We start from the raw sequence: 305 nt of genomic DNA on the forward strand, positions 1-305 counted from the left end.
TGCGCGGCGCGGATTTCGGTTTCCATCTTCATGGCTTCCAGAATCAGCAGCACGTCGCCTTCGGCCACGCTCTGGCCTTCGGTGGCAATCACCTTCCAGATGTTCCCCGCCAGCGGGGCGGTGACCGGGGTGCCGGCGCCTGCGGGAGCGGCAGCCTGAACCGGTGCGGAAGAGGCTGCCGGAACAGCCGTAGTAAGCTGGCTGATATCGCCGCCGTCGCTGACTTTGACCACAAAGGCTTTGCCTTCCACTTCCACGGTGTAGATACCGGAGGCGGCAGGCTTCTCTGCTTTTGCCACCGGCTG

The 305-nt window shown here is 63.9% G+C and carries 1 protein-coding gene; it reads right to left on the bottom strand.

Annotation, left to right across the window (positions count from 1 at the left end):
* Positions 1 to 305: biotin/lipoyl-containing protein (locus NA986_RS24365; protein WP_240890613.1), on the bottom strand; the 305-nt coding region annotated here is incomplete at both ends.

This window comes from Salmonella sp. NW177 (assembly GCF_051811585.1).
GTDB lineage: Bacteria > Pseudomonadota > Gammaproteobacteria > Enterobacterales > Enterobacteriaceae > Salmonella > Salmonella enterica.